This is a genomic window from Sphaerotilus sp. FB-3, assembly GCF_023706025.1.
Taxonomy (GTDB): Bacteria; Pseudomonadota; Gammaproteobacteria; order Burkholderiales; family Burkholderiaceae_C; genus Sphaerotilus; species Sphaerotilus sulfidivorans.
The window spans coordinates 100,077-126,905 of record NZ_BQWE01000034.1 but is presented as its reverse complement, the minus strand read 5'-3'; the positions used below and the strand labels follow the sequence as shown (position 1 = coordinate 126,905).

The window sequence follows — 26,829 nt, the reverse complement described above, 5'->3', positions numbered from 1 at the left end:
CCGCGGCCCGGACCGTTCAGGCCAGGAAGGCGAACACCGCCGGCACGTCGCCGGGCAGCTCCGGCGGCGACACGCGCCACTGCGCGACCCGCAGCGTGCGGGTCGACCCGCCCTCCAGCGTCAGCCCGCAGCTGATGCTCAGCCAGGTCTGCGGGCTGAGCGCGGCCAGCAGCGCCTGCGCCATCGCGGCATTGCGGTAGGGCGTCTCGATCAGCAGCTGCGTCTGCTGCCAGCGCCTGGAGTGCGCCTCCAGGTCGCGCAGGCGCCGGGTGCGCTCGGCCGCGTCGGTCGGCAGGTAGCCGACGAAGGCGAAGCTCTGGCCGTTGAGGCCGCTGGCGGCCACCGCCAGGATCAGCGAGCTGGGCCCCGACAGCGGCATCACCGTGATGCCCTGCGCATGCGCGACCCGCACCAGCTCGGCGCCGGGATCGGCCACCGCAGGCAGGCCCGCCTCCGACACCAGGCCGACATCGTGCCCGGTCAGCGCCGGCGCCAGCAGCCCGGCCCAGTCGGGCGCCGGGGCCTTCGGGTCAGCTCGACCCTTGGGCGGGCGCGGCAGCTCGCGGATCGAGAGCGCCTGCAGCGGCTGCGCCAGCGGCACCACCGCATCGACCCGCTTGAGCAGCGCCCGCGCACTGCGCGCGTTCTCCGCCACCCAGTGCGACAGGCCTGCGGCGACGCGGATCGCGCCCAGCGGCAGCACCTGCTGCAGGTCGGGCACCGGCTGGCCCTCGCGCAGCGTGCCCAGGTCCAGCGTGTTAGGCACCAGCCAGAGACGGCCCTTCGGCCCGCTCTTCGTCGTCGTGCTCATGCGCCACCTCCATGACCGGCCAGCACCGCCAGCGCATCGAGCCCTGCCGCACGCAGCAGCGCGGAGGTCACGATCAGCGGCAGCCCGACCAGCGCGGTCGGATCATCCGACTCGATCGCGTCGAGCAGCGTGATGCCCAGCGTCTCGCACTTGGCGCTGCCGGCGCAGTCGTAGGGCTGCTCCAGCCGCAGGTAGGTCTCGATCTCGACCTCGCTGAGCGAACGCACCCGCACCGTGACCGGCACGCGGCGCACCGCCTCGAAGCCGGTGTCGTGGCGCAGCACCGCCACCGCGGTGTGGAAGACCACGCTGCGGCCGCGCATCGCACGCAGCTGCTCGACGGCGGCCTCATGGTGACCGGGCTTGCCGATCGGCTGGCCGTCGAGCTCGGCGACCTGGTCGGAGCCGATGACGATGGCCTGCGGATGCGCAGCGGCGACCGCACGCGCCTTGGCCAGCGCAAGCCGCTCGCTCAGGGCGGCGGGCGTCTCGCCAGGCTGCGGCGTCTCGTCGACCTCGGGCGCGCGGACCTCGAAAGGCAGGCGCAGCCGGGCCAGCAGCTCGCGCCGATAGCGCGAGGTCGAGGCCAGCACCAGCGGCGGCCGTGCCATGCGGGGGGGATGAAGGACAGTGTCGGACATGGCCGGATTGTGGCCGCGCCGAAGGCCGGCCCCGACACTTCGCGTCATACTTCGCGTCATGAAAGCACGCGAATTCAAGCCCCGCCGCCTCGACGTGCGGGCCTTCATCGAGTCGGGCGAGACGCTGGGCGGCGACGAGCCGCTGGCCGGCTTCGAGCGCCTGGTCGAGTGCCTGCACGAGAACGCCGATGCGGCGCACCAGCCGGCAGTGCGCTGGCATGCCGAGCCCGAACTGCGCCCGCGCCGCGGCGCCGAGCCCGAACTGTGGCTGCACCTGAGCGGCTCGGCCGAGCTGGACCTGCCCTGCCAGCGCTGTCTCGAGCCGGTGGCCACCGCACTGGCCTTCGAGCGCAGCTTCCTGTTCGTCGCCAACGAGACCCAGGCGGCCGAACTCGACGCCGACAGCGAGGACGATGTGCTGGCGCTGAGCCGCACCTTCGACCTGCTCGAGCTGGTCGAGGACGAACTGCTGATGGAACTGCCCCCGGTGGCTCGCCATGAGACCTGCCCAGTCGAGGTCCGGCTCGACCGGGGTGAAGCCCTGCCTGACGGCCAGCCTGCGGCGCCCGCGCCGGCAGGCGATGCCGCCGCGGAGGAAAGCGCCTCAGGGCGCCCGAACCCGTTCGCGGTGCTGGCCCGGCTGCGCCGAGATCCGGGCACGGACGATGGCGGCAGCACCGGCTGACGCGGCGCGACAGCAACACCCGGCCACCCCGATGCCCCTCGAGTCCGGGAGCATTCGGAACCCGGCGGGAGGTCGTGCTACAATCGAAAGCTTTTCCAATCGGAAAACCAGGATTCAGGAGTCTCAACATGGCCGTCCAGCAAAACAAGAAGTCGCCGTCCAAGCGTGGCATGCACCGTTCGCACAATGCCCTGACCACCCCGGGCACCGCGGTCGAGTCGACCACCGGCGAAATCCATCTGCGTCACCACATCAGCCCGACCGGCTTCTACCGTGGCCGCAAGGTCCTGAAGACCAAGGCCGACGCCTGAGTCTTGCCGGTTGCCGGCATGCCTGCCGGCACTGACACCCAATCTGCCCTGCCTTGAACGACACGACCCGCACGGTCCGGCTGTCGGTGGACTGCATGGGGGGCGATCACGGCCCTTCCGTGACGCTGCCCGCATGCCGCTCCTTTCTTGACCGGCATCCCGATGCCGAGCTGGTGCTTGTGGGCACCGAACAGGCGCTCGCGCCCGCCGCCGGCTGGGCGCGCTGCCGCATGGTGATCGCCTCCGAAGTCGTCGAGATGGACGACCCGGTGGAAGTCGCCCTGCGCAAGAAGCGCGACTCGTCGATGCGTGTGGCCATCCAGCAGGTCAAGCCCGACGGCAATGGCGTGACGATGGCCGACGCCTGCGTCTCCGCAGGCAACACCGGCGCACTGATGGCGGTGGCCCGCTATCTGCTGAAGACCCTGGACGGCATCGATCGGCCGGCCATCGCCAGCGTCATGCCCAACCAGCACGACGGCTTCACGACCATGCTCGACCTCGGGGCGAACGTGGACTGCAGCGCAGAACATCTGCTGCAGTTCGCGGTCATGGGCAGCGCGCTGGTCTCGGCCGTCGACGGCAAGGAGGCCCCGACCGTGGGCCTGCTCAACATCGGCGAGGAAGCGATCAAGGGCAACGAGACGATCAAGCGTGCAGGCGAACTGCTGCGCGCCGTCTCCGCGGCCGGTCACATCAACTTCCACGGCAATGTCGAGGGCAACGACATCTTCAAGGGCACGACCGACCTCGTCGTCTGCGACGGCTTCGTCGGCAATGTCGCGCTGAAGACCGCCGAAGGCCTGGCCGGCATGATCACCAGCTTCCTGAAGCAGGAGTTCACCCGCACGCCGCTGACCAAGATGGTGGCGATGCTGGCGATGCCGATGCTCAAGCGCTTCTCGCGGCGGCTCGATCACCGCCGCTTCAACGGCGCGGCGCTGCTGGGCCTGCGCGGCCTGGTGTTCAAGAGCCACGGCTCGGCCGATGCGCTCGCCTTCGAGAACGCGCTGAATCGGGCGTATGATGCCGCCCGGAACCGCCTGCTCGACCGGGTGCATGATCGGATCCTCGCCACGCTGCAGGCCCTGCCCGGTGCCGGCACGTCGGCGGCGAACGAGCCCCCGGCAGCCCGTCACGCTGCATGACCACCCCCACACCCCGCCATTCGCGCATTTCCGGCACCGGCAGTGCGCTGCCCCCGCAACGCCTGAGCAACGCCGATCTGGTCGCCCGCCTGGCGGCTGACGGCATCGAGAGCTCGGACGACTGGATCGTCGAGCGCACCGGCATCCGCGCCCGCCACTTCGTCGACGACACCCAGAACGCCAGCGATCTGGCGGTGGAGGCGGCACGGCGCGCGCTCGAGGCCGCGCAGCTCACCGGCGCCGACATCGACCTGATCATCGTCGCGACCTCGACGCCGGACATGGTCTTCCCGTCGACCGCGACCATCGTGCAGCGCAAGCTCGGCATCCTGCACGGCTGCCCGGCCTTCGATGTGCAGGCGGTGTGCTCGGGCTTCGTCTATGCGCTGACCGTCGCCGACGCCATGGTGCGCGCCGGCAGCGCCCGCAATGCGCTGGTGATCGGCGCGGAAGTGTTCTCGCGCATTCTCGACTTCAAGGATCGCACCACCTGCGTGCTGTTCGGCGACGGCGCCGGCGCGGTGGTGCTGTCGGCCTCCGACACGCCCGGCATCCTGGCCACCGACCTGCATGCCGATGGCCGCCATCTGGACATCCTGTGCGTTCCCGGCACCGTCTCGGGCGGCCGGATCAGCGGCGTGCCGCTGCTGCGCATGGACGGCCAGGCCGTCTTCAAGCTCGCCGTGGGCGTGCTGGAGAAGACCGCGCGCGCCAGCCTCGAGAAGGCCGGCCGCACCGAGGCCGACATCGACTGGCTGATCCCGCACCAGGCCAACATCCGCATCATGCAGGGCACCGCCCGCAAGCTGAAGCTGCCGCTGGAGAAGGTGATCGTCACCGTCGACCAGCACGGCAACACTTCGGCGGCGTCGATCCCGCTGGCGCTGGACGCCGGCGTGCGCGACGGCCGCATCCGCCGCGGCGAGACGCTGCTGCTCGAGGGCGTCGGCGGCGGCTTCACCTGGGGCTCGGTGCTGCTGGACTTCTGAGTCCGCTGCCCGGCACCACCCCGCTCCCTCCACGACAACTCACGGATCTCACATGACCGCGTTCGCCTTCGTGTTCCCCGGCCAGGGGTCGCAGTCGGTGGGCATGCTCTCGGCCTGGGGCGACCACCCCGCCGTGCGTGCCACCCTCGAAGAAGCCAGTGCCGCCCTCGGCGAGGATGTCGCCCGCCTGATCGGCGAGGGCCCGAAGGAGGCGCTGGACCTGACCACCAACACCCAGCCGGTCATGCTGACCGCCGGCATCGCCAACTACCGCGCGTGGCTGGCCGAGGGCGGCGGCGCACCGGCGATCGTCGCCGGCCACTCGCTGGGCGAGTACACCGCGCTGGTCGCGGCCGGCAGCCTGACGCTGATGGATGCGCTGCCGCTGGTGCGCCTGCGCGCCCAGGCGATGCAGGACGCGGTGCCGGTCGGCACCGGCGGCATGGCCGCGATCCTGGGTCTGGACGCCGCCACGGTGCGCGAGGGCTGCGCCAAGGCAGCGGCCGAATCGGGCGAAGTGGTCGAGGCCGTCAACTTCAACGACCCGAAGCAGACCGTCATCGCCGGCTCCAAGGCCGGCGTCGAAGCGGGCTGCGCGGTGCTGAAAGGCCTGGGCGCCAAGCGTGCGCTGCCGCTGCCGGTGTCCGCGCCCTTCCACTCCAGCCTGATGAAGCCGGCCGCCGAGCGGCTGCGCGAGCGTCTGGCCTCGATCACGATCCAGGCGCCGCAGATCCCGGTGCTGAACAACATCGACGTCGCCACGCCGACCGACGCGGACGCGATCCGCGACGCGCTCTACCGCCAGGCCTTCGGCCCGGTGCGCTGGGTCGAGCTGGTGGGCGCGCTGAAGGCGCGCGGCATGACCCATGTGGTCGAATGCGGCCCCGGCAAGGTGCTCGCCGGCATGGTCAAGCGCATCGACGCCGAACTCGCCTCCGCCACGATCCTCGATCCGGTCACCCTGGCCGAAGTCAAGACCCTGCTCGCATGAACGCTCCCGCCCAAGCTCAACAGGTTGCTCTCGTCACCGGCGCCAGCCGTGGCATCGGCCGCGCGATCGCGCTGCTGCTGGCCGAGCGGGGCTTCAAGGTCATCGGCACCGCCACCAGCGACAGCGGCTCGGCCGCGATCGGCGAGGCACTGGCCCCGTTCGGCGGCCTGGGCCTGACGCTCAATGTCACCGACGCCGCCGCGCTGGACGCCGCCATCGACGGCATCGTCAAGCAGCATGGCGGCCTGCATGTGCTGGTCAACAACGCCGGCATCACCCGCGACACGCTGGCCATGCGCCTGAAGGACGACGACTGGGACGCGGTGATCGACACCAACCTGAAGTCGGTCTTCCGCGCCTGCCGCGCCGCGATCAAGCCGATGATGAAGCAGCGCTTCGGCCGCATCGTCAACATCACCTCGGTGGTGGGCGCCGCGGGCAACCCCGGCCAGGCCAACTACTGCGCCTCCAAGGCCGGCGTGGCGGGCATGACCCGCTCGCTGGCCCAGGAGCTGGGCAGCCGCAACATCACCGTCAACTGCGTGGCCCCCGGCTTCATCGCCACCGACATGACCGAAGTGCTGCCGGAAGCGCAGAAGAACGCGCTGCTGGCCAAGATCCCGCTGGGCCGCCTGGGCTCGCCGCAGGACATCGCCGAGGCGGTGGCCTTCCTGGCCTCGCCGGCCGCCGGCTACATCACCGGCACCGAGCTGCATGTCAACGGCGGCATGTACATGAACTGATGTCCGGGTGATCCGTCTGCCCTGCGCGGATCATCGGGACGGGCTTTCAGTGAATTGCCTCACGAAGCCCTTAGAATCGCAGGCTGTTTTTGCACCAACCCTCTCGGAGGAGAGAAATGAGCGACATCGAAGCACGCGTCAAGAAGATCATTGCCGAACAACTCGGTGTGGCCGAGGAAGAAGTGACGGCCGAGAAGGCCTTCGTCGCCGATCTGGGCGCCGACTCGCTGGACACCGTCGAGCTGGTCATGGCCCTGGAAGACGAGTTCGGCATCGAGATCCCGGACGAGGAAGCCGAGAAGATCACCACCGTCCAGGCCGCGATCGACTACGCCAAGGCCAACCAGGCCTGAGCCTGACGCGCACCATTCCCAACCGACCGCACTCCGCATCCGCATGACCCGTCGCCGCATTGTCGTGACCGGTCTGGGCCTCGTCACCCCGGTGGGCAACACCGTGGACGAGTCCTGGGCCAGCATCGTCGCCGGAAAGTCCGGCATCGACCATGTCACCCATTTCGACGCATCGAACCTGTCGGTGCGCTTCGCGGGTGAGGTCAAGGGCTTCCGGATCGAGGACTACATCCCGGCCAAGGAAGCGCGTCACATGGACGCCTTCATCCACTACGGCATCGCGGCCTCGCTGCAGGCCGTGAAGGATGCCGGCCTGCCCACCGGCGAGGCGCTGAGCGAGGAATTCGCCGAGCGCATCGCGGTGATGGTCGGTTCGGGAATCGGTGGCCTGCCGATGATCGAGAACACCCACGACGAATACCGCGAACGTGGCCCGCGCCGCATCTCGCCGTTCTTCGTCCCGGCCTCGATCATCAACATGATTTCCGGCCATGTCTCCATCCAGTGCGGCTTCAAGGGCCCGAATCTGGCGCTGGTGACGGCCTGCACGACCGGCCTGCACAGCATCGGCATGGCCGCTCGCATGATCGAGTACGGCGACGCCGACGTGGTGGTGGCCGGCGGCGCCGAGTCCACCGTCTCGCCGCTGGGCATGGGCGGCTTTGCCGCGGCGCGTGCACTGTCCACCCGCAACGACGATCCGAAGACCGCGTCGCGCCCGTGGGACAAGGACCGCGACGGCTTCGTGCTCGGCGAAGGCGCCGGCGTGATGGTGCTCGAGGAGTACGAGCACGCGAAGAAGCGCGGCGCCAAGATCTACGCCGAGATCGCCGGCTTCGGCATGAGCGGCGACGCCTATCACATGACCGCCCCGAACGTCGACGGCCCGCGCCGCTCGATGCAGATGGCGCTGCGCAATGCCGGCGTCAATGCCGACGAGGTCCAGTTCGTCAACGCGCACGGCACCTCGACGCCGCTGGGCGACGTCAACGAGACCAACGCGATCAAGCTGGCCTTCGGCGATCACGCGAAGAAGCTGGTGGTCAACTCGACCAAGTCGATGACCGGCCACCTGCTGGGCGGCGCCGGCGGCATCGAGTCGGTGTTCACCGTGCTCGGTCTGCATCACCAGATCTCGCCGCCGACGATCAACCTCTTCAACCAGGATCCGGAGTGCGATCTCGACTACTGCGCGAACACCGCGCGCGAGATGCGCATCGATGTCGCCGTGAAGAACAACTTCGGTTTCGGCGGCACCAACGGCACCCTGGTCATCCGCCGCGTCTGAGCCGCACCCCGTTGCCGAAGACGTCAGGCGGCGATGGCCCGGACCCTGCTGGAGCCGGCGACCTTCATGCTGCGCCCGGACCCGCGCTGGTCCGGCCTGCTGCGCGCCAGTCTGCTGCCGCCACCACTGCTGGTGGCGGGCTGGCTGCTCTGGCATCACGGACTCGCGGTCGACACCGTGCCGCCGGCACTCCCCGTTCTGCCGCTGCTGACCGCGCTGTCGGCCCTGGCCGGGCAGCTCTTTCTGGTGCGCCGGATGCTGCGCGAGCTGCCGTCAGGCCGGATCGTCCAGCTGCAGCCGCCGACGGACAGCCATCCCGACTGGCATCTCGACGGCCGGCCCGGCGAACCGGTCTGCCACGTCGATGCCGGAGACTGGCTGCTGCTGCGCATCAGGCTCCGGACCGAGCGGCCACGCTGGCTCGCGCTGGCTCGCCGCGATCAGCCCGACGAGTGGCATCGGCTGCGCTGCACGCTGCAGGCCCGGCCGGCGGCCACGGCGCCGCTGCCGTCCTCCCCCACCCCCTTGCCCCCTGCTGAGCGATGAGCGACGACGCCGATCAACAACTGGTCGAACGGGTCCGCCAGGGCGACATGCAGGCCTTCGAGATGCTGGTGGTCAAGTACCAGCGCCGGATCGAGCGCCTGATCGGCCGATTTGTCCGCGATGTCGACCTGGTGCCCGACATCGCGCAGGAAACCTTCATCCGCGCCTACCGGGCCATCCCCCAGTTCCGGGGGGAAAGCGCCTTCTACACCTGGCTCTATCGCATCGCGGTCAACACCGCCAAGAAGGCGCTGGCCGACCTGAAGCGCGATCCGGTCATGACCGAGAGCGCGCTGGCCTCCGCCAGCCAGGATGACGAGGGAACCGAACGGCGTGAACATGAACTAAGCCATGACGAGACGCCGGAAGCGCTGATGGCCAGCCGCGAGATCGCGGACACGGTCAACGCCGCGATCGCGGCCCTGCCCGACGACCTGCGCCAGGCCATCCTGCTGCGCGAGATCGAAGGGCTCTCGTACGACGAGATCGCCGTGGTGATGGCGTGTCCGATCGGCACCGTGCGCTCGCGCATCTTTCGTGCGCGGGAGGCGATTGCCACGCGGCTGCGCCCTCTTCTGGATACCCAACAGGGTCGGCGCTGGTGAATCCTGCAGCCCGGCCTGGAGCGAGTGATGAGCGAATCTGATCTGCCTGCGGAGCGTGTCCGCTCGCGCGAGAGACTGTCAGCCCTGATGGACGGCGAGGCCGACCGCGACCTGGTCCAGGCGGTCTGCCGCCAGTGGCGCCAGGACGAGGACGACCGCGCCCAGTGGCATGCCTACCATCTGATCGGCGACGTGCTGCGCTCGGAGGATCTCGGACAGCGCAGCGCCAGCGACGCGGCCTTCCTGGCCGGCGTGCGCGAGCGGCTGGCCCGCGAGCCGGTCGTGCTGGCGCCCCAGCCAATGCTCCAGCCGGAGCCGCCCCGCGAACAGGTCGAGCACACCGCCCAGGTCGTCGGCCTGCCGGTGCAGCGCAGTCTGGGCATGCGCATGCGCCGCTGGGTCGCGCCGGTCGGCATGGCGGCCGGCGTGGCGCTGGTGGCCGGTGCCGTGCTGGTGACCCGGCCCGATGCACTGACCAGCGGCGCAGGCCAGCTGGCGGTCAGCACGCCCGCACCGACGGCGCCTGAGGTGCAGACCGTGCGGGTGCAGACCCCGACCGGCCCCGAGGGCGATGCAGCCGACCTGATCCGCTATGTCAATGCCCACCACCAGCATCTCCATGACGGCGCCAGCCTCGGCCCGGCTCCGGGCTATCTGCGCAGCACCTCCTTCGAGACGGTGCCTGCACGCTGAGCGCCCCCGTCGGCACGCATCCATGAGGATCCACCTTCAGGCGGGCCTGTCCCGCGCCGCGGCGGCCACCCTGCTCGGTGGCGCGCTGCTGATGCCTGGGGCGCATGCGGCGGCCCCCGGTCACCCGGCGAGCCCCACCATCGGCAGCACCGCCACCGCCGATCTCGGCACGCTGCTGCGCCGCATCCAGGATGCCGGCCTGCAGCAGAGCTATGTCGGCACCTATGTGACCAGCAGCGGCGGCCAGATCAGCAGCTCGCGCATCACCCACTACTGCGACGGCCGCGAGCAGATCGAGCGCATCGAGGCCCTCGACGGCCAGATGCGCCGGGTGTTCCGCCACAACGACACCATCCATGTGCTCTGGCCCGCCCGTCGCAGCGCGCTGATCGAGCAGCGCGACCTGCTCGGCCGCTTCCCGCAGCCACTGCCGCCCGGCGACTCCGGCCGGCTGGCCGACTCCTACGAGCTGATGCTGGAAGCGGACGACCGGGTGGCCGGACTCGAGGCCCAGGTCGTGACGCTGCGGCCGCGCGACACGATGCGCTATGCCCGGCGCCTCTGGCTGGAGCGCCGCACCGGCCTGCTGCTGCGCTCCGACCTGCTGGGCCCGCAGGGCGAGGTGCTCGAGTCGACCGCCTTCAGCGAGCTCCAGATCGGCGGCAAGCTGCAGCCCCAGCAGCTGCTGCAGGAGATGAACCAGCTCGAGGGCTACCAGATCAGCCGGCCCAGCTACCAGCCGACCGATCTGGGCGCGGAAGGCTGGAGCCTGCGCGCGCCGGTGTCGGGCTTCGTCGCCCAGCGGGTGCTGCGCCGACCGATCACGCCGTGGCCGACGCCACGTTCCACGGCCGAGCCCCAGCCGGTCTCGCAGCCCCCGGGCGCGGGCGCCAGCGTGCTGCAGGCGGTCTACAGCGACGGCCTGGCCAATGTCTCCCTCTTCATCGAGCCCCATGTCGCCGGCGTGAGCCGCCGCGAGACACCCGCCACCGTCGGCAGCACCAGTGCGCTGAGCCGGCGGCTGGGCGACTGGTGGGTGACCGCGGTCGGCGCCGTGCCGCCGGCCACGCTGCAGCAGTTCACCGGCAGCCTCGAGCGCAAGCGCAAGCCCTGATCCTTCCTTCACAGCGATCCACGATGTCCGACACTTCCGCACCGCACCCGATCACCCGCCCGTCGCGACGCTGGCTGATGGCCGGCTCCGCGCTGCTGGGCGCGACCGCGCTCGTCGCGGCGCTGACCTCGTCCCATGACGCCACCGCACAAGGCACGCCGACCAGCGTGACCGCGACCGCCGCCCAGTCGGGCAGCGCGGCACTGGCCCGCGGCCTGCCCGACTTCGCCGATCTGGTCGAGCAGGTCGGCCCGGCGGTGGTCAACATCCGCACCACCGCGAAGGTGGCGACCGCCGCGCGCGGACAGGCCGGCCCCGACGAGGAGATGCAGGAGTTCTTCCGCCGCTTCTTCGGCGTGCCGATGCCGCGCCGCGGTCAGCCCCAGCCCGACGACGAGGACAGCGGCGGCAACACGCCGCGCGGTGTCGGCTCGGGCTTCATCGTCTCGGCCGACGGTCTGGTGATGACCAACGCGCATGTGATCGACGGCGCCGACGAGGTGATCGTGCGCCTGACCGACAAGCGCGAGTTCAAGGCGCGTGTCGTCGGCGCCGACAAGCGCACCGACGTGGCCGTGCTGAAGATCGAGGCCAGCGGCCTGCCCACCGTGCGCTTCGGCGACGTGAACCGGCTGCGCGTGGGCGAATGGGTGATCGCGATCGGCTCGCCCTTCGACCTCGACAACACCGTCACCGCCGGCATCGTCAGCGCCAAGGCACGCGACACCGGCGAGATGCTGCCCTTCATCCAGACCGATGTCGCGATCAATCCCGGCAACTCGGGCGGCCCGCTGATCAACCTGCGCGGCGAGGTGGTGGGCATCAACTCGCAGATCTACAGCCGCTCGGGCGGCTACATGGGCATCTCGTTCGCGATCCCGATCGACGAGGCCAACCGCGTGGCCGACCAGCTCAAGGCCGGCGGTCGGGTGGTGCGCGGGCGCATCGGCGTGCAGATCGGCGAGGTGACCAAGGACGTGGCCGAATCGCTCGGCCTGGCCAAGGCGGCCGGCGCGCTGGTGCGCTCGGTCGAGCCCGGCAGCCCGGCCGAGAAGGCCGGCCTGGAGGCCGGCGACATCGTCACCCGCTTCGACGGCAAGGCGGTCGAGAAGTGGAACGACCTGCCGCGTCTGGTCGGCAACACGAAGCCGGGCACCAAGTCGACGCTGCAGGTCTGGCGCCGCGGCACCACCCGCGACCTGGGCGTGACGGTGGCCGAGCTCGAGCCGGAAACGAAGCCGGCCGCCGCGCGCAGCGGCAAGGCCGAGCCCAAGGCACCGGCCGCCGGTGTCGCCGCCAGCGTGCTGGGCCTGACGGTGAGCGACCTGAGCGCGGAACAGCGCCGCGAGGCCCGCGTGAAGGCCGGCGTGCGGGTCGAGGCGGTCGACGGCCCGGCCGCACGGGCCGGCCTGCGCGAGGGCGACCTGATCCTGGGCCTGGGTCAGGCGGAAGTGACCGACGCGCGCCAGTTCGATGCGCTGGTGGCCCGCCTCGACCGCAGCCGCCCGGCCAGCCTGCTGGTGCGGCGAGGCAGCGAGGCCCAGTTCGTGCTGATCCGCCCCAACCCCGCCCGCTGAACCGCCAGCCAGAGGGGTTTTGGCTACAATGCCGGGCTGACCGGGCTGACCGCCCCTTGAATGCCTGCCGGAAGGCGCGTCATCGCTCGGACGACGCGCCTTTTTTCGTTGCGCCGAAGCCTGTCGGTCCGCGCGACATGTTTCCGCCACACCTGCCGCTGCCGGCCAGCGTCGAAGAAGCGCACTGCACCTGCACGCCATGGATCACATCAGAAACTTCTCCATCATCGCCCACATCGACCACGGCAAGAGCACGCTGGCGGACCGACTGATCCACCGCTGCGGCGGCCTGAGCGACCGCGAGATGGAAGCCCAGGTGCTCGACTCGATGGACATCGAGCGCGAGCGCGGCATCACCATCAAGGCCCAGACCGCCGCGCTGCAGTACAAGGCCAAGGATGGCAAGACCTACAACCTGAACCTGATCGACACGCCCGGGCACGTCGACTTCTCCTACGAGGTCAGCCGCTCGCTGTCGGCCTGTGAAGGCGCGCTGCTGGTGGTCGACGCCAGCCAGGGCGTGGAAGCACAGACGGTGGCCAACTGCTACACCGCGCTCGACCTCGGCGTCGAGGTGGTGCCGGTCCTGAACAAGATGGACCTGCCCAGCGCCGACCCGGACAACGCCAAGGCCGAGATCGAGGACGTGATCGGCATCGACGCGACCGACGGCATCCCCTGCTCGGCCAAGACCGGCATGGGCATCGACGAGATCCTGGAAGCGGTCATCACCCGCATGCCGCCGCCGAAGGGCGATCCGGACGGCCCGCCGCGCGCGATGATCATCGACGCCTGGTTCGACAACTATGTCGGCGTGGTGATGCTGGTGCGCGTGGTCGACGGCGCGCTGCACAAGAACGAGCGCATCCGCCTGATGGCGACCAACACGGTCTATCCGATCGACCACCTGGGCGTCTTCACCCCCAAGAGCGAGAACCGCGACTGCCTGCGCGCCGGCGAGGTGGGCTTCCTGATCTGCGGCATCAAGGAGCTGGCCTCGGCCAAGGTCGGCGACACGGTGACGCTGGACAAGAAGCTGCCGAACAACGCCGGCCCCGCCAGCGAGGCCCTGCCCGGCTTCAAGGAGATCCAGCCGCAGGTCTTCGCCGGCCTCTATCCGTCGGAGTCGAGCGAGTACGAGCAGCTGCGCGATGCGCTGGAAAAGCTCAAGCTCAACGACAGCTCGCTGCGCTTCGAGCCCGAGGTCAGCCAGGCGCTGGGCTTCGGCTTCCGCTGCGGCTTCCTGGGCCTGCTGCACATGGAGATCGTGCAGGAGCGTCTGGAGCGCGAGTTCGACCAGGATCTGGTCACCACCGCCCCGAGCGTGGTCTACGAGGTCGAGCTGAACGACGGCACGGTGCTGGAGGTCGAGAACCCCAGCAAGATGCCCGAGGTCGGCCGCATCAAGGAGATCCGCGAGCCGATCGTCACGGTGCACCTGTACATGCCGCAGGACTATGTCGGTCCGGTGATGACGCTGGCCAACCAGAAGCGCGGCGTGCAGATGAACATGGCCTACCACGGCAAGCAGGTCATGCTGACCTACGAGCTGCCGCTGGCCGAGATCGTGCTGGACTTCTTCGACAAGCTGAAGTCCGTCAGCCGCGGCTACGCCTCGATGGACTACGAGTTCAAGGAGTACCGCGCCGCCGACGTGGTCAAGGTCGACATCCTGATCAACGGCGACCGGGTCGATCCGCTGGCGATGATCGTGCACCGCTCGCAGAGCCAGTTCCGCGGCCGCGCGGTGGCGGCCAAGATGCGCACGCTGATCCCGCGCCAGATGTACGACGTGGCCATCCAGGCCTCGATCGGCGCCAACATCATCGCCCGCGAGGACGTCAAGGCGCTGCGCAAGAACGTGCTGGCAAAATGCTATGGCGGCGACATCACCCGCAAGCGCAAGCTGCTCGAGAAGCAGAAGGCGGGCAAGAAGCGCATGAAGCAGATCGGCTCGGTGGAGGTGCCGCAGGAGGCCTTCCTGGCGATCCTTCAGGTGGACGACTGAGCGCCCGGCCCGCCGCCTCGCGCCCGAACAACCCGAACCGGACGATCGATGGGACCCCTCACCGGCATTCTCTACGGCCTGCTTGCGCTCTACGGCGCGGGCTGGTATCTGGGCAAGTGGAGCGGCAACTTCTCGCTGCTGCTGTTCACGCTGACCGTCGTGACGATGGCCTACTGGCTGGCCGAGCGCTTCGTCTTCCTGCCGCGCCGGCTGGCCGCGGCCGCGGCGCTGACCCGCGAGGACGGCGAACGCCGCGCCCAGCTCGCCCGCCAGGGCATCGAGCAGGTCGACAGCCAGGTCGAGAGCGCGCGCCAGAAGATCCTGGCCCAGCCCTGGTGGCTGGACTGGACCGCCGGACTGTTCCCGGTGATCCTGATGGTGTTCGTGCTGCGCTCCTTCCTGTTCGAGCCGTTCAAGATCCCGTCGGGCTCGATGATCCCGACGCTGGAGATCGGCGACCTGATCCTGGTGAACAAGTTCCACTACGGCGTGCGCCTGCCGGTGATCAACAAGAAGATCATCGACAACGAGCCGGTACGCCGCGGCGACGTGATGGTGTTCCGCTATCCGGTCGATCCGGCGATCGACTTCATCAAGCGGGTGGTGGCGATTCCCGGCGACGAGGTCGCCTACATCAACCAGAAGCTCTACCTGAACGGCAAGCTGGTGCCGCTCGAGCAGCTCGAGGACTACTACGACGAGGACCGCCGCACCTACTCGCGCCAGTTCCGCGAGCAGGTCGGCGAGGACAGCCACCGCATCCTGGTCGATCCCTCGCTGCCGTCGAGCTACGGCATGCGTGCGCGCCAGTTTCCCGGCTCGGAGAACTGCAGCTATACCGCAGAAGGTGTGACCTGCAAGGTTCCGGCCGGACACTATTTCATGATGGGCGACAACCGCGACAACTCCGAGGACTCCCGCTTCTGGGGCTTCGTGCCGGACGAGAACATCGTCGGCCGGGCCTTCTTCGTGTGGATGAACTTCGGCAACGTCAAGCGCATCGGCCCCTTCCACTGACCCCCGTCCATCCGCCCTATCAGCCATCCCGCGGGACGGCGGCCGGCTCTGCGGCCGCGGCGACCCGCCGCCATCGAGGACGCCATCCGATGAACGCCCGTCTCCCGCACGCCCGCAGCCAGCGCGGCATCACCCTGATCGGCCTGGTCTTCTGGGCCGTGCTGATCTCTTCGGCCGCACTGCTGGCCATGCGCGTGATCCCGACCGTCAACGAATACCTGACGATCAAGCGGGTGGTCAGCCGCATCGCCGACAGCGGCGCCAGCACCGTACCGGGCATCCGCGCGGAATTTGACAAGATCAAGTCCGTCGAGTACGCCATCAGCACGATCAGTGGCGAGGATCTGGACGTGACGAAGGACAATGACCGCATCGTCATCAGCTTCGCCTATGCCAAGGAGATCGAACTCTTCGGTCCGGTGGCGCTGCTGATCAAGTACAGCGGTCGATCGAAGTAAAAAGGTCCTGACCTTGAATCCGTCCCTCGAAGCCTTCTCGCAGCGTCTCGGTCACAGCTTCCGCCAGCGGGAGCTGCTGGTGCTGGCGCTCACGCACCGCAGCTACGGCGCCGATCACAACGAACGTCTCGAGTTTCTCGGCGACGCGGTGCTGAACCTGGCCGTCTCGGACCTGCTGTTCGATCAGTACGACGACTCGCCCGAGGGCGATCTGACCCGCATCCGCGCGCATCTGGTGCGCCAGGACATGCTGCACCGCATCGCGCTGTCGCTGGGCATTCCGGCGATGCTGCGCCTGTCGGAGGGCGAGGCCCGCGGCGGCGGCGCCCAGCGCCCGTCCATCCTCGCCGACGCGATGGAGGCCATCATCGGCGCGGTCTACCGCGATGCCGGCTTCGACGCGGCCCAGGCGCTGGTGCGCCGGCTGTTCTCGCCGCTGATCTCCGAGACCGCGACCCAGGCCTGGGCCAAGGACGCCAAGACCCAGCTGCAGGAATGGCTGCAGGCGCGCCGCCACAGCGTGCCCGAATACCGCATCGAGACCACCCGCGGCCGCGCCCATGACCAGACCTTCGTCGTCGTCTGCGCGGTCGCCAGCCATGGCGTCGAGGCCCGCGGCGAAGGCCGCTCGCGCCGCGCCGCCGAGCAGGAAGCCGCCCGCATCGCCCTGGAGCGGCTCAGCGCCGAACACGAATGACCCTTCCGAACGAACCGAACCTTCCCGATTCCGAATCCGAGAACGAGACCGCCGACGGCGCCCCGTCGCTCCAGCCCGATCTGGAGGCCATGCTCGCCGCCGCCCGCCCGGGCGGCCAGCCCGAGGGCCCGACCCGCTGCGGCCTGATCGCCATCGTCGGCCGCCCCAATGTCGGCAAGTCGACGCTGATGAACTCGCTGATCGGCCAGAAGGTCAGCATCACCTCGCGCAAGGCGCAGACGACGCGCCACCGCATCACCGGCATCGCCACCGACGCCGACACCCAGTTCGTCTTCGTCGACACGCCCGGCTTCCAGACCCGTCACACCGTCAAGGGTACCGCGGCGCTGAACCGCAACCTGAACAAGACGGTGCAGTCGGTGCTGGGCGATGTGGATGTGGTGCTGTTCCTGGTCGATGCCGGCCGCTTCGGCCTGGACGACGCCAAGGTGCTGTCGATGATCCCGAAGGGCAAGCCGGTCTTCCTGATCGCCAACAAGCTCGACCTGATCCACCGCCGCGCCGACCTGCTGCCCTGGCTCAAGCAGATGCAGGAGCGCCACCCGTTCACCGAGTTCGTGCCGCTGCAGGCCACCAGGCCGGCCGACACCGAGCGGCTGCTGGGCATCATCCGCCCCTACCTGCCCGAGCAGCCCTGGTTCTACGACGCCGACGCGCTGACCGACCGCAGCGACAAGTTCCTCGCCGCCGAGCTGATCCGCGAGAAGCTGTTCCGCCTGACCGGCGACGAACTGCCCTACACCTCGACGGTGCAGATCGACAAGTACGAGGAGGTCGAGGGCGGTCGCCTGAACCGCATCGCCGCGACCATCATCGTCGAGCGCGACGCGCACAAGGGCATGGTGATCGGCGAAGGCGGCGAGCGCCTCAAGCGCATCAGCACCGAGGCCCGCACCGAGATGGAGCGCCTGACCGGCAAGAAGGTCTTCCTGGAAGTGTGGGTCAAGGTCCGCTCCGGCTGGGCCGACGACGAGCAGCGCCTGAAGAGCTACGGCTACGAGTGATCCGGTGGCCACCAGCCGACGCGCCGCGCCGGCCCCGCTGGCCGCCTATGTGCTGCACCGCCACGACTGGAGCGAGTCCAGCCTGATCCTGGAGCTGTGGACCCGAGACCGCGGCCGCATCGCCGCGGTCGCCAAGGGTGCCAAGCGGCCGCACTCGCAGCTGCGCAGCGTGCTGCTGCCCTTCCAGCGCCTGCAGATCATGCTGGGCGGACGCGCCGAGCGCCGCGACGAGGCCGCACCGCCCGAGATCCACCTGCTGCGCAGCGCCGAATGGGCCGGCGCCCTGCCCGACGGCAGCGGCGTGGCGGCGATGCCCTCGGGCGCGGCGCTGCTGGCGGCATTCCACCTCAACGAGCTGCTGATGCGCGCGCTGCAGCGCCACGATCCGCATCCGCGCCTGTTCGATGCCTACGCGCTGACGCTGCCGGCGCTCGACCGCGACGACGAGGCCGCCACCGCCGCGGCCCTGCGCGCCTTCGAGCTGTTCCTGCTGCGCGAATCGGGCGTGCTGCCCGAACTGGGCCGGGTCACGCAGACGCAGCAGCCGGTCGAGCCCCAGGCCCGCCACGGCCTGCATGCCGAACGGGGCGTGACGCCGATCGACGGTGCCGGCGGCCTGTCCGGCGCGACGCTGCATGCGCTGGAGGCAGCGCTGGCCGCCGGCGATCTGGCCGCCCTGCGCCAGGCCTGCCGCGGCGCGCTGCCGGCGCTGCGCACGCTGCTGCGCGGCCTGCTTCACTATCATCTGGACACCTCGATGCTGCGCACCCGCGCGCTGATGGTCGAGATCCAGAAGCTGACCGAACCTTCCACCCCACCATGAACCCTCTCGTCGCTCCCGAGGCCGGCCACCGTGGCAGCCGCACCGCGCTGTCGGTCAACCTGAACAAGGTCGCGCTGCTGCGCAACACCCGCCATCTCGGCATCCCGAGCGTCACGAAGGCGGCGCGCCTCGTGCTGGAGGCCGGCGCGCAGGGCATCACCGTGCACCCGCGTCCGGACGAGCGCCACATCCGCGCCCACGACGTGCGCGATCTGGCCGAACTGCTGAAGGACTGGCCGCAGGTCGAATACAACATCGAGGGCAACCCCTTCCACAACCTGATGGACGTGATCCGCGAGATCCGCCCGCACCAGGCCACCTTCGTGCCCGACACGGTCGGCCAGTTCACCTCCGACCACGGCTGGACCTTTCCCGCCGACCTCGAGCGGCTGGCGCCGATGGTGGCCGAGACCAAGGCGCTGGGCGTGCGCGTGAGCCTCTTCATGGACCCGAGCCCCGAGATGATGCGCGCCGCGCGCGAGGTCGGCGCCGACCGGGTCGAGCTCTACACCGAGGCCTACGCCAGCGCCTGGGGCACGCCGCGCCAGGCCGAGGCACTGGCGCGCTACCGCGCCGCCGCCGAGGCCGCGCTGGCCGCCGGCCTGGAGATCAACGCCGGCCATGACCTGAACCGCGACAACCTGAGCGACTTCCTGCGCGAGGTGCCAGGCGTGCAGGAGGTGTCGATCGGCCACGCGCTGGTGGCCGACGCACTGGAGCTGGGCTACACGGAGACGATCCGCGACTACCAGCGCTGCATCCAGCGCGCCTTCGCGCCGCGCTGAGCATGGTCCGCGGCATCGGCACCGACATCTGCGACATCCGCCGCATCCGCGCGGCGCTGCAGCGCCACGGCGAGCGCTTCGCCGAGAAGGTGCTCGGCCCGAACGAGATCGAGGTCTTCCGCGCCCGCCGCGCGCGGGTCGAGGCCCGCGGCGTGGCCTACCTCGCCACCCGCTTCTCGGCCAAGGAAGCCTTCTCGAAGGCGATCGGCCTGGGCCTGCGCTCGCCGATGCGCTGGCGCGACTGCGAGACGCTCAACCGCCCCAGCGGCCAGCCCGAGATCCGCCTGCACGGCGCGCTGGCCGCCTGGTTCGACCAGCAGGGCCTCGTCGCCCATGTCAGCCTGACCGACGAGAGCGACTACGCCACCAGCTTCGTCGTCGTCGAGACCCGCCAACCCTGAGGCCCGCCCCATGCCCACCCGCAAGAAGTCCGACAAGCCCAAGAAGGCCGAAAAGGCCGCTCAGCCCGAGTTCGAGCCCATCGTCCCGGCGCATGCACCGGTCGTGCTCGATGTCGCCGGCCTGACGCTGAACGACGACGACCGCCGCCGCCTGGCGCATCCGCTCACCGGCGGCCTGATCCTGTTCGGCCGCAACTGGCAGGACCGCGCGCAGCTGACCCGGCTGGTGGCCGAGATCAAGTCGATCCGGCCCGACGTCGTGGTCTGCGTCGACCACGAGGGCGGCCGGGTGCAGCGCTTCCGCAGCGACGGCTTCACCCACCTGCCGCCGATGCGCGCCTTCGGCGAGCGCTGGATGAACGACGCGACCCAGGGCGAAGGCCACGGCGCGCTGACCGCCTGCGACATGGCCTGCGCCGCCGGCCGGGTGCTGGCGGCCGAGCTGCGCGCCTGCGGCGTCGACCTGAGCTTCACGCCGGTGCTCGACCTGGACCACGGCCGCAGCGGCGTCATCGGCAACCGCGCCTTCCACCGCGACCCGCGGGTGGCCGCGACGCTGGCGCGCAGCCTGATGCAGGGCCTGCTGCAGGCCGGCATGGCCAACTGCGGCAAGCACTTTCCCGGCCACGGCTGGGCCGAGGCCGACAGCCATGTCGCGGTGCCAACCGACGAGCGCACGCTCGAGACGATCCTGACCGACGACGCCCGCCCCTACGAGTGGCTCTCCACCAGCCTCACCAGCGTGATGCCGGCGCATGTGATCTATCCGCAGGTCGACGCGCGGCCGGCGGGCTACTCGTCGCGCTGGCTGAACACGGTGCTGCGCGAGCAGCTCGGCTTCACCGGCGTGATCTTCAGCGACGACCTGAGCATGGAAGGCGCACGCCGCGTGCCCGGCGTGAAGGACGGCGCGGTGCTGAGCTACACCGAGGCCGCGACGCTGGCGCTGAGCGCCGGCTGCGACATGGTGCTGCTGTGCAACCAGTCGCTCGACGGCGGCCGCGCGGTCGACGAGCTGCTCGACGGCCTGCAGGCGGCGCTGGAGCGCGGCGACTGGCGCCAGAACCCCGACAGCGAGGCGCGCCGCCTGGCGCTGCTGCCTCAGACCCCGCCGCTGACCTGGGACGAGCTGATGCACGACGCGCCCTACCGGCGCGCGCTGCAGCGGCTCGAGCCGCTGCTCTGAACGCAAGGACCCGCCGGGCTCAGGCCGCGCGGCGCAGCGCGGTGTAGGCCTCGCGCGCCAGCGCGCCGTGCTGCTCGCGCGTCTGCGCATGGGCGGCGCGTTCGGCCGCCAGCTCGTCGCGCAGCGACTTCACCGCCTGGTAGGCCTCGCGGGCCAGCGCCGTCGACGCCCGGGCGGCCGCCTCGCCGGACTGCTGCAGCGCCTGCAGCCGACGCTCGTCGGCCTGACGGGCCGCCTGCGCCGTCTCGAGCTGGCTCGAGAGCGCGGCGCCCCGGGCCGCTTCCGCATCGACCTGCGCCGACAGCGCCTCGGCGCGCTGCTGCAGCGACTGGCGCTCGCTGGCGGCGCGGGCCTGCTCCTCGCGCAGCGCCGCCACCGCCGCCTCCGACTGGCGCCGGGTCTCGGCCAGGCGCTGGTTCAGCGCCTCGACCTCGGCGCGGCAGGCGGCCTGGGCGCGGGTCAGCGCCGACTGGGCTTCGCTCAGCGCGGCCGCCTGGGCGGCACGGTCGCGGGTCTCGCGCGCATCGACCTCGGACTGCAGCGCCGCCACCTGGCGGGCCGCCTCGCCACGGCCTTGGCCACGGCCGATCCAGAAGCCGACGGCAGCCGCCAGCAGCAAGAACAACAGGCTGGTCACGAGCGGATCTCCTCTTTCTTCCTCATGGCGGGGTACTGTAGTGATGCCCCGGAAGACCGCCCACCCGCACAGACCCGGCCTCGCTCAGCCGCGCTGCTCCAGGCTGGCACAGCCATGCAGCCGGGCCGGGCAGACACCGCGCAGCGCGTTGCACAGCGCCAGCGCCTCGGCACGCTCGAGATCGGCGGGATGCAGCACCCGTTCCTGCAGCGCCCAGGCCGGATCGGCCATCAGCGCCGCGCGCATCACGCCGGGCAGCGCGCCGGCGGCCACCGGCGGCGTCCACCAGCGGCCGTCGAGGCGCAGCAGCAGCGTGCTGCGCGCGCCCTCGGTCAGTTCGCCGCGCGCATTGACGAAGGCACGGTCGAAGGCACCCAGCGCCTCGGCCTCGCGGATCGCCGCGTCGTAGGTGGCGCGCAGCGAGGTCTTGTGCGCCAGCAGCGCTGCCTCGGCCGCCGGCAGCGCCGGGCCCGGCGGCAGCAGGCCGAGCGGCCCGTCGGGCAGCGGCGCGAGCACGCCATGGCGGATCTGCCAGCCGCCGTCGCGCGCCAGATCCAGCCGCAGCCGATGCACGAGCTCGCCCGCCAGCGCCCGGGCCTGCGCGAGCACCGCCGCCTGCAGCGCCTCCCGGTCGAAGGCGAAGCCCAGCGCCTGAGCGCTGGCGCCCAGCCGCGCCAGATGCGCCGGCAGCCGCAGCGGCCGGCCGGCCTCGACGCGGATCGTCTCGAACAGCGTGAAGCCCGGATCGGGCCGGGTGGCGAAGCGCGACTTCAGCCGCCATTCGGCCGCCTCGTCCTCGGCCACCGAATCGAGCACGATGCCGCCGCCCACGCCCAGCCGGACCGGGCGCAGGCCGCCCGGCCCCGGCGCTGGACCGGACGGCGCGCCCAGCTCCAGCGTGCGGATCGCCACCGACAGCGCGAAGTCGCCCAGCCGCCGGTCGCTGCCCGGCGCGGGCGCCTCCACCCAGCCGATCGCGCCGGTGTAGAGCCCCCGCGGCGAGGACTCGAGCGACTCGATCAGCTGCATCGTGCGGTGCTTGGGCGCGCCGGTGATCGAGCCGCAGGGAAAGAGCGCACGCAGCACCGCCGGCAGATCGACGCCGGGCGCCGGCTCGGCCTCGACGGTGGAGGTCATCTGGAAGACGGTGCGGTAGGGCTCGACCCGGAACAGCGCCGGCACCTTCACGCTGCCGGTGCGGGCGATGCGGCCGAGATCGTTGCGCAGCAGGTCGACGATCATCAGGTTCTCGGCGCGGTTCTTGATGTCGGCGGCCAGCCAGGCGGCGGCGGCCGCATCGGCCTGCGCATCGTCGGGGCGACGCGCGGCGGTGCCCTTCATCGGCCGCGCCTCCAGCCGGCCCGCCTCGTGGCGCACGAAGAGCTCCGGCGAGCACGACAGCACCCAGCGGTCGCCGGGCAGCGCCAGCAGCGCGCCGAAGGGCACCGGCTGCAGCGCGCGCAGCCGCCGGTACAGCGCCAGCGGCGTGCCGACCGCCTGGCCGCGCAGCCTCAGCGTGTGGTTGACCTGGTAGGTCTCGCCGGCGCGGATCAGCGCGTGGATGCGCGCGATCGCGGCGGCGTAGGCATCCGCATCGTCGTCGGGCTGCGGCGCCAGCACCGCGGCCGGCGCGGGCTCGGCGCGGCCCTCGGCCTCGGCCAGCCAGGCGGCCACGCCCGCGGTGTCAAGCCGCTGCAGCCGCGAGAACATCAGCAGCCGCAGCGCGCCCGGCGCCTGCTCGCTCCAGCCGCCGGGCGTGCCGGCGCCGGCCAGCCGCACGCCCCATTCGTAGTCGACCAGCAGCAGCGCGTGCGCCCCGGCGGCGATCTGTGCCTGCGCACCGCTCCAGACCGCCTCGAGCGTGGCCGGATCGTCGCAGCGCCACTCGCCGAGCCAGCCGCTCAGCAGCCGGCTGCGCGGCGCGCCTGCGGGCGCGTCGGCCTCGTCGAGCAGCGCGAAGACGGCGGAATGGTCGGAAGACGGGACAGGATCGGCAGGCAGGAACACGGTCGTGTACTGGAAACGGGACAGGCAACGGACAGACAGGTGCGGCGGCACGGGCACGCCACGGACTCAGCACGCATCATGCCCGGCCAAGAAAAACGCCGCCGGGCGCAAGCCGGGCGGCGTCATGTCGGAGACGCCCTGCTGGCGCAGGGCATCACCCTCGGCTCACGGCGGCATCAGCCGCGCGCGGCCTGGGCCTCGACCTCGAAGGGCAGCTGCAGCGAGGCCAGATCGCGGCGGGTCTCGACCAGGATCAGCGGACCCTCGTCGACCAGCACCACCGGACGCGGCTCGCGCGGCACATGGACCGGCTTGGGCTCGGCGGCGATGGCCTCCTGGACCGCGCGGACCTTGTCCGGGTCGGAGTTGATCCACTCCAGACCGGCCTCGCGGGCCACTTCGGCCAGCGCCTCGATCTGCAGCACATAGGGCTGCGCGACCGCCACGGGCTCGACGACAGGCTCGGCAACCGGCTCGGCCACGGCCTGCAGCACCGGTTCGGCGACCGCCGCCACGGCAGCGGCAGCGACCACCGGCTCGACAGCCGGCTCGACCGGAGCCAGCGCGGCCACGGCCGCCGGCTCGGCGTCCTGGCCTTCGGCCTCGCCGTCGGGCGCACCCTCGCCCACCGCCTCGTCGCGGCGACCGCCACGGCGGCGGCGGCGACGGCCTTCCTCGCGGGCGGCGCCGTCCTCGCGGACCTCGTCGGCGGCCACCGGTGCGGGCTCGGCCGGCTCGGACACCTCGGTCGGCGCGACCTCGACGGCCTGGCCGTCCTCGGTCACCGCGCCCTCGGCACCGCGCTCGTCACGATCACGGCGGTTGCGACCGCCACGGCGGCGGCGGCGGCCATCGCGCTCGGCGCTGGCATCCTCGCCATCGAAGGCCTGAGGCTGGGTGTCGGCAAAGGCCGGCGCCTGCAGCGCGGCTTCGTCGGCCGGCACCGCGACCTCGGGGGCCGGGCGACGCTCGCGCTGCGGACGCTCACCGCGCTCGCCCCGTTCGCCACGCGGCGGACGATCGCCGCGCTGTTCGCCACGTTCGCCGCGTTCGCCACGCTCGGCGCGCTCGCCGTTGCGTCCACCACGGCGCTCGCCGTTGCGGCCGCCGCGACGATCGCCGCGCTCGCCACGCTCACCGCGCAGCTCGCCGGCCGGGGCCGCTGCGGGCTGGGCGACCGCCGGATCGGCGTCGACCGGCTGAGCGGCCGAGCCCACCGGCTGAACCGCGGCCTGCACCGGCGCGGGCGCCGGCGCGATGCCGAACAGGCGCTTCATCCAGCCGAAGAAGCCGGTGGCCGGCGCAGGCGCCGGGGCCACCGGAGCCGGGGCCGGCACAGGCGCCGCCACCGGAGCCGGTGCGGCGGCAACCGGGGCCGCCGCGACCGGCTCGGGCTTCGGCGCGGCGACCGGCGCGGGCTGGTCGGGCAGCACGCCCTTGATCACCGGCTCCTGCTTGGCCTTGGCCTGCTGCTTCTCGCGGCGGGGCAGGCCGACGTCCTCGGGCGGCTCCTCGATCATCGAGTAGCTGGCCTTCAGGTTCTCCAGGCGCGCATCGTCATGGCGCAGGCGCTCGAGCTTGTAGTTCGGCGTGTCGAGGTGCTTGTTGGGCACCAGCAGCACGGTGACGCGCTGCTTCAGCTCGATCTTGGTGATCTCGGTGCGCTTCTCGTTGAGCAGGAAGCTGGCGACCTCGACCGGCACCTGGACATGCACCGCGGCCGTGCCCTCCTTCATCGATTCCTCCTGGATGATGCGCAGCGTCTGCAGCGCGGAGGACTCGGTGTCGCGGATGTGGCCGGTGCCGTTGCAGCGCGGGCAGGTGATGTGGCTGCCCTCGCTCAGCGCCGGGCGCAGGCGCTGGCGGCTCATCTCCAGCAGGCCGAACTTCGAGATCGACGAGAACTGCACGCGGGCGCGGTCATGGCGCAGCGCATCGCGCAGGCGCTGCTCGACCTCGCGGCGGTTCTTCGACTCCTCCATGTCGATGAAGTCGACCACCAGCAGGCCGCCCAGGTCGCGCAGGCGCGCCTGGCGGGCGATCTCGTCGGCGGCCTCGAGGTTGGTGCGGGTCGCGGTCTCCTCGATGTCGCCGCCGCGGGTGGCGCGCGCCGAGTTGACGTCGATCGACACCAGCGCTTCGGTGTGGTCGATCACGATCGCGCCGCCCGAGGGCAGATGCACCGTGCGGCTGAAGGCCGTCTCGATCTGGTGCTCGATCTGGAAGCGGCTGAACAGCGGCGCGTCGTCGCGGTAGCGCTTCACGCGGTTGGCCGTCTCGGGCATGACGTGCAGCATGAACTGCCGCGCCTGCTCGTAGATGTCGTCGGTGTCGATCAGGATCTCGCCGATGTCGGCGGTGAAGTAGTCGCGGATGGCGCGGATCACCAGCGACGACTCCTGATAGATCAGGAAGGCACCCTTGCCGCCCTTGGCCGCGTCGTCGATCGCCGACCACAGCTTGAGCATGTAGTTCAGGTCCCACTGCAGCTCGGGCGCGGTGCGGCCGATGCCGGCGGTGCGGGCGATGAGCGACATGCCCTTCGGGTACTCGAGCTGCTCGAGGTTCTCCTTCAGCTCCTCGCGGTCCTCGCCCTCGATGCGGCGGCTGACGCCGCCGCCGCGCGGGTTGTTGGGCATCAGCACCAGATAGCGGCCGGCCAGGCTCACGAAGGTGGTCAGCGCCGCGCCCTTGTTGCCGCGCTCTTCCTTCTCGACCTGGACGAGCAGTTCCTGCCCTTCCTTGATCACGTCCTGGATGCGCGCCGAGCGGACCTCGACGCCGTCCCTGAAGTACTGGCGCGAGATTTCCTTGAACGGCAGGAAGCCGTGGCGGTCTTCGCCGTAGTCGACGAAGCAGGCCTCCAGCGAGGGCTCGACACGGGTGACGACGGCCTTGTAGATGTTGCCCTTGCGCTGCTCGCGCCCTTCGATCTCGGTCTCGAAGTCGATCAGCTTCTGGCCATCAACGATCGCCAGGCGCCGCTCTTCCGGCTGCGTGGCGTTGATCAGCATGCGTTTCACGTTTTCTCCTCATGCTCGCTTCATCATCAAGAGATGCGCGAGGCCGCACGGAAGGAGCCGGGAAGGAATCGCCCTGGACTGCGCGGCAGGCACCGGTCTTGCGACGGGTGGATCAGCTGCGCAGCGTTGGCGCGTGCGTGGACAGGAGGGATGCCGGGTCGGATCGCAGCAGGCCGGCCGCGTGATGCCGGACGGACCGGCAGGGCACGGGTCCGCCATCCGACGCATCCGCGGCAGCGGACGGCTCCGGCCAGGGGCGCTGCGCGC

At 70.9% G+C, this 26,829-nt stretch carries 27 protein-coding genes; 22 read left to right on the top strand and 5 right to left on the bottom strand.

Features of this window, described 5'->3' with window-relative positions; genetic code table 11:
• Positions 1 to 16: 16 nt before the first annotated feature.
• Both NFT33_RS13930 and NFT33_RS13925 read right to left on the bottom strand, forming a co-directional pair.
• A complete protein-coding gene (locus tag NFT33_RS13930; protein WP_251676189.1) occupies positions 17 to 811 on the bottom strand; it encodes an SAM-dependent methyltransferase in 795 nt (264 codons plus the stop codon).
• Positions 808 to 1,452: a Maf family nucleotide pyrophosphatase gene (locus NFT33_RS13925; RefSeq protein ID WP_246607147.1), complete on the bottom strand. Its 645-nt coding sequence runs from the start codon at positions 1,450 to 1,452 to the stop codon at positions 808 to 810. The genes NFT33_RS13930 and NFT33_RS13925 overlap by 4 nt, the downstream gene beginning before the upstream one ends.
• Before the next feature lie 58 nt (positions 1,453 to 1,510).
• On the opposite strand from NFT33_RS13925, the gene NFT33_RS13920 reads away from it, so the two are divergent.
• The 22 genes from NFT33_RS13920 (at position 1,511) to nagZ (ending at position 20,895) form a co-directional block, all read left to right on the top strand.
• A complete protein-coding gene (locus NFT33_RS13920; RefSeq protein WP_220785855.1) occupies positions 1,511 to 2,137 on the top strand; it encodes a YceD family protein in 627 nt (208 codons plus the stop codon).
• A 128-nt stretch (positions 2,138 to 2,265) separates the two neighbouring features.
• Positions 2,266 to 2,448, top strand: a complete 183-nt coding sequence (gene rpmF, locus NFT33_RS13915) for a 50S ribosomal protein L32 (RefSeq protein WP_149504480.1) — start codon at positions 2,266 to 2,268, stop codon at positions 2,446 to 2,448.
• A 53-nt stretch (positions 2,449 to 2,501) separates the two neighbouring features.
• Positions 2,502 to 3,596: a phosphate acyltransferase PlsX gene (gene plsX, locus NFT33_RS13910; protein ID WP_259373342.1), complete on the top strand. Its 1,095-nt coding sequence runs from the start codon at positions 2,502 to 2,504 to the stop codon at positions 3,594 to 3,596.
• Positions 3,593 to 4,585, top strand: coding sequence for a beta-ketoacyl-ACP synthase III (locus NFT33_RS13905; protein WP_251676187.1), 993 nt, complete (start codon positions 3,593 to 3,595; stop codon positions 4,583 to 4,585). The genes plsX and NFT33_RS13905 overlap by 4 nt, the downstream gene beginning before the upstream one ends.
• Positions 4,586 to 4,637: 52 nt before the next feature.
• On the top strand, positions 4,638 to 5,576 hold the full coding sequence (gene fabD / locus NFT33_RS13900; RefSeq protein ID WP_251676185.1) for an ACP S-malonyltransferase: 939 nt from the start codon (positions 4,638 to 4,640) through the stop codon (positions 5,574 to 5,576).
• The gene (gene fabG / locus NFT33_RS13895) at positions 5,573 to 6,319 is read left to right on the top strand and encodes a 3-oxoacyl-ACP reductase FabG (protein ID WP_251676183.1); all 747 of its coding nucleotides are present in this window, start codon (positions 5,573 to 5,575) and stop codon (positions 6,317 to 6,319) included. Before fabD ends, fabG begins: the two co-directional genes overlap by 4 nt.
• A gap of 116 nt (positions 6,320 to 6,435) precedes the next feature.
• Positions 6,436 to 6,672, top strand: coding sequence for an acyl carrier protein (gene acpP, locus NFT33_RS13890; RefSeq protein ID WP_037481750.1), 237 nt, complete (start codon positions 6,436 to 6,438; stop codon positions 6,670 to 6,672).
• A gap of 43 nt (positions 6,673 to 6,715) precedes the next feature.
• Complete coding sequence (gene fabF, locus NFT33_RS13885; protein WP_251676181.1) at positions 6,716 to 7,960, top strand: beta-ketoacyl-ACP synthase II; 1,245 nt, start codon at positions 6,716 to 6,718, stop codon at positions 7,958 to 7,960.
• A 33-nt stretch (positions 7,961 to 7,993) separates the two neighbouring features.
• Positions 7,994 to 8,506 carry a hypothetical protein gene (locus tag NFT33_RS13880; protein WP_251676179.1) on the top strand — a complete coding sequence of 171 codons (513 nt, stop codon included), beginning with the start codon at positions 7,994 to 7,996 and terminating at the stop codon, positions 8,504 to 8,506.
• Positions 8,503 to 9,111, top strand: coding sequence for an RNA polymerase sigma factor RpoE (gene rpoE, locus NFT33_RS13875; RefSeq protein ID WP_037481758.1), 609 nt, complete (start codon positions 8,503 to 8,505; stop codon positions 9,109 to 9,111). The genes NFT33_RS13880 and rpoE overlap by 4 nt, the downstream gene beginning before the upstream one ends.
• A 27-nt stretch (positions 9,112 to 9,138) precedes the next feature.
• On the top strand, positions 9,139 to 9,804 hold the full coding sequence (locus tag NFT33_RS13870) for a sigma-E factor negative regulatory protein (RefSeq protein WP_251676175.1): 666 nt from the start codon (positions 9,139 to 9,141) through the stop codon (positions 9,802 to 9,804).
• Between the two features lie 22 nt (positions 9,805 to 9,826).
• Positions 9,827 to 10,918, top strand: coding sequence for a MucB/RseB C-terminal domain-containing protein (locus tag NFT33_RS13865; RefSeq protein WP_251676171.1), 1,092 nt, complete (start codon positions 9,827 to 9,829; stop codon positions 10,916 to 10,918).
• A 23-nt stretch (positions 10,919 to 10,941) separates the two neighbouring features.
• Positions 10,942 to 12,495, top strand: coding sequence for a DegQ family serine endoprotease (locus tag NFT33_RS13860; RefSeq protein ID WP_376744162.1), 1,554 nt, complete (start codon positions 10,942 to 10,944; stop codon positions 12,493 to 12,495).
• Between the two features lie 199 nt (positions 12,496 to 12,694).
• Positions 12,695 to 14,503, top strand: coding sequence for a translation elongation factor 4 (gene lepA, locus NFT33_RS13855; protein WP_251676169.1), 1,809 nt, complete (start codon positions 12,695 to 12,697; stop codon positions 14,501 to 14,503).
• A gap of 48 nt (positions 14,504 to 14,551) precedes the next feature.
• Positions 14,552 to 15,520, top strand: coding sequence for a signal peptidase I (lepB, locus tag NFT33_RS13850; RefSeq protein WP_220785864.1), 969 nt, complete (start codon positions 14,552 to 14,554; stop codon positions 15,518 to 15,520).
• Positions 15,521 to 15,609: 89 nt separating this feature from the next.
• A complete protein-coding gene (locus NFT33_RS13845; RefSeq protein WP_149504490.1) occupies positions 15,610 to 15,978 on the top strand; it encodes a DUF4845 domain-containing protein in 369 nt (122 codons plus the stop codon).
• Positions 15,979 to 15,991: 13 nt separating this feature from the next.
• Positions 15,992 to 16,675: a ribonuclease III gene (gene rnc / locus NFT33_RS13840; protein ID WP_149504491.1), complete on the top strand. Its 684-nt coding sequence runs from the start codon at positions 15,992 to 15,994 to the stop codon at positions 16,673 to 16,675.
• Positions 16,676 to 16,764: 89 nt separating this feature from the next.
• Positions 16,765 to 17,700 (top strand): GTPase Era, encoded by a 936-nt coding sequence (gene era, locus NFT33_RS13835; protein ID WP_220785960.1) that lies wholly within the window; start codon positions 16,765 to 16,767, stop codon positions 17,698 to 17,700.
• A gap of 4 nt (positions 17,701 to 17,704) precedes the next feature.
• Positions 17,705 to 18,523 carry a DNA repair protein RecO gene (gene recO / locus NFT33_RS13830; protein ID WP_149504492.1) on the top strand — a complete coding sequence of 273 codons (819 nt, stop codon included), beginning with the start codon at positions 17,705 to 17,707 and terminating at the stop codon, positions 18,521 to 18,523.
• Positions 18,520 to 19,308 (top strand): pyridoxine 5'-phosphate synthase, encoded by a 789-nt coding sequence (locus tag NFT33_RS13825; protein WP_251676167.1) that lies wholly within the window; start codon positions 18,520 to 18,522, stop codon positions 19,306 to 19,308. Before recO ends, NFT33_RS13825 begins: the two co-directional genes overlap by 4 nt.
• A 2-nt stretch (positions 19,309 to 19,310) precedes the next feature.
• Positions 19,311 to 19,709: a holo-ACP synthase gene (gene acpS / locus NFT33_RS13820; protein WP_251676165.1), complete on the top strand. Its 399-nt coding sequence runs from the start codon at positions 19,311 to 19,313 to the stop codon at positions 19,707 to 19,709.
• A gap of 10 nt (positions 19,710 to 19,719) precedes the next feature.
• Positions 19,720 to 20,895: a beta-N-acetylhexosaminidase gene (gene nagZ, locus NFT33_RS13815; protein WP_251676163.1), complete on the top strand. Its 1,176-nt coding sequence runs from the start codon at positions 19,720 to 19,722 to the stop codon at positions 20,893 to 20,895.
• 19 nt (positions 20,896 to 20,914) lie between these two features.
• Here the strand turns inward: nagZ and NFT33_RS13810 are convergent, their stop codons facing one another.
• The 3 genes from NFT33_RS13810 to NFT33_RS13800 all read right to left on the bottom strand — a co-directional run bounded on the left by NFT33_RS13810 (position 20,915) and on the right by NFT33_RS13800 (position 26,562).
• On the bottom strand, positions 20,915 to 21,532 hold the full coding sequence (locus tag NFT33_RS13810; RefSeq protein ID WP_251676161.1) for a hypothetical protein: 618 nt from the start codon (positions 21,530 to 21,532) through the stop codon (positions 20,915 to 20,917).
• A gap of 84 nt (positions 21,533 to 21,616) precedes the next feature.
• Positions 21,617 to 23,539, bottom strand: a complete 1,923-nt coding sequence (locus NFT33_RS13805; protein WP_251676159.1) for a bifunctional chorismate-binding protein/class IV aminotransferase — start codon at positions 23,537 to 23,539, stop codon at positions 21,617 to 21,619.
• A gap of 176 nt (positions 23,540 to 23,715) precedes the next feature.
• A complete protein-coding gene (locus NFT33_RS13800; protein WP_251676157.1) occupies positions 23,716 to 26,562 on the bottom strand; it encodes an Rne/Rng family ribonuclease in 2,847 nt (948 codons plus the stop codon).
• Positions 26,563 to 26,829: the final 267 nt, after the last annotated feature.